Annotated in this window: 2 protein-coding genes and 1 pseudogene; all 3 read right to left on the reverse strand. The window is 69.0% G+C overall.

Features of this window, described 5'->3' with window-relative positions; all coding sequences use genetic code 11:
• A pseudogene (locus tag V7Q31_RS18860) lies at positions 1-500 on the reverse strand (organoarsenical effux MFS transporter ArsJ); the annotation flags it as partial.
• Between the two features lies 1 nt (position 501).
• Entirely contained in the window at positions 502-1509 is a 1008-nt protein-coding gene (locus tag V7Q31_RS18865; protein ID WP_333835374.1) for an ArsJ-associated glyceraldehyde-3-phosphate dehydrogenase, read from the reverse strand.
• Between the two features lie 10 nt (positions 1510-1519).
• Positions 1520-2247: arsenic resistance protein (locus tag V7Q31_RS18870; protein ID WP_333835375.1), on the reverse strand; the 728-nt coding region annotated here is incomplete at its 5' end.

Raw genomic sequence — 2247 nt, forward strand, 5'->3', positions numbered from 1 at the left:
AGCAGCGCCGCGCCGAGGAAGAAGCCGAAGCCCTTCACCGCGTTCTTCGAGCCGGTCAGCAGCGCCACCCAGCGAAACAGCGCGCCCTCCTGCTCCGCCGGCGCGAGGATCTTCACCGCGCTCTTGGAGCTCATCTTGGCGAGGTCCTTCGCGACGCCCGAGACCCCCTGCGCCGCCATCACGAAGGCGACCGAGGCGACGACGCTCCATGCGGGGTCGAGCGCCGCCAGCCCGGCGAGCGCCGCGATCTGGAGGCCGAGCCCCGCATAAAGCGTGCTGGTCAGCCCGAAGCGCGCCGCGATCCACCCCGCCGAGAGGTTCGTGACGACGCCCGCCAGCTCATAGAGCAGGAAGAGGTACGCCAGCTGGATCGGCGAGAATCCCAGCGCGTTGAAATGCAGCAGCACCAGCATCCGCAGCGCGCCGTCGGTCAGCATGAACGCCCAGTAGGCGGCGGTCACCGCGGCGTAGGCGGCGACGGGGCGCGCGGGAGCGCTCATCTCACAGCCCCCGCGCCACCATGCGGGCGATGTCGGCGAGCCGCCACGCATAGCCCATCTCGTTGTCGTACCACGCGTAGACCTTGGCCTGCGTGCCGTTCACCACCATCGTGCTGAGCCCGTCCACGATGGCCGAGCGGGTGTCGTTGAGATAGTCCGACGAGACGAGCGGGCGGTCCTCGTAGCCGAGGATGCCGGCGAGAGGCCCGGCCGCGTATTCGGCGAACAGCCCGTTGATCTCCTCGACGGTCGTCGCCCGCTCCATCTCGAACACGCAGTCGGTCAGCGAGGCGTTGAGCAGCGGCACGCGCACGGCGTGGCCGTTCAGCCGCCCTTTAAGCTCCGGATAGATCAGCGTGATGGCGGTGGCTGAGCCGGTGGTGGTGGGGATCATGTTGGTCAGCGCCGAGCGCGCCCGGCGCAGGTTTTTCATCGGGCGGTCCACGATGGTCTGCGTGTTGGTCACGTCGTGGATCGTGGTGATCGAGCCGTGCTTGATGCCGATCCGCTCGTGCAGCACCTTCACCACCGGGGCGAGGCAGTTGGTGGTGCAGGAGGCCGCCGTCACCAGCCGCTGCGAGCCGTCGTAGAGGTCGTGGTTGATCCCGTAGACGAGGTTCAGCGCGTCGCCGTCCTTGACCGGGGCGGAGACGACGACCTTCTTCACGCCCGCCGCGAAATAGGCTTCGAGCGCGGCGGTCTTCGTGAAAGCGCCGGTGCAGTCCACCACAATGTCCACGCCCATCTCGGCGAGCGGCAGGTCCTCGATGCGGCGATGCGCGGTGAGCCGCATCCGCTTGCCGTCGATGGACAGCCCATCCTCGGTCGCGGCGATGTCGGCGGTCCAGCGGCCATGGACGCTGTCGAATTCGAGCAGCAGCGCATGCGCCTCGGGGCCTTCGACGAGGTCGTTGAGCAGGACCACCTCGCCGCCCGGCGCCTCGGCGGCGTAGGCGCGCAGCAGCAGTTTTCCAATCCGGCCGAGGCCGTTGACGGCGATGCGGGGCATTGGAGGCTCCTCAGGCGGGGAAATGGCGACGCGTGCGGTTGGCGAAGGCGACGAGCGACAGCATCACGGGCACTTCCACGAGCACGCCGACCACCGTGGCCAGCGCCGCCCCCGAGCCGAGCCCGAACAGCCCGATCGCCACCGCCACGGCGAGTTCGAAGAAATTCGACGTGCCGATCAGCGCGCAGGGCGCGGCGATGGCGTGCGGCACGCGCCAGAGCCACGCAGCGGCGAAGGCGAGGCCGAAGATCAGATAGGACTGCGCGAGAATCGGCGCTGCGATCATCGCGATCACCAGCGGCCGCTCCAGGATCACCGGCCCCTGGAATCCGAAGAGCAGCACGACGGTCGCCAGCAGCGCCCCGACCGAGACGGGCTTGATCCGGTCGGTGAAGGACGCCACCGCCGCCTCTCCGCCCCGCCGCATCAGCCGCGCCCGCGTCAGCGCCCCCGCGGCGAGCGGGATCACGACGTAGAGGACCGTCGAGAGCAGCAGCGTCTCCCAAGGCACTTCGATGTCGGTCACGCCGAGCAGGAAGGCGACGATGGGCGCGAAGGCGAACACCATGATCACGTCGTTCACCGAGACCTGCGCCAGCGTGTAGGCGGGGTCGCCGCGCGTGAGCTGCGACCAGACGAACACCATCGCCGTGCAGGGCGCGGCCCCGAGCAGGATCAGCCCTGCGAGATATTGCTGCGCATCCTCCGGCGCGATCATGTCGGCGAAGACCACCTCGA

The sequence above is a fragment of the Rubrimonas sp. genome (genome assembly GCF_036788415.1).
Lineage (GTDB): Bacteria > Pseudomonadota > Alphaproteobacteria > Rhodobacterales > Rhodobacteraceae > Rubrimonas.

What these genes read in the sequence shown, in the direction of transcription:
- V7Q31_RS18865 (WP_333835374.1), bottom strand. Translation starts at nt 1,509, where the DNA reads ATGCCCCGCATCGCCGTCAACGGCCTCGGCCGGATTGGAAAACTGCTG.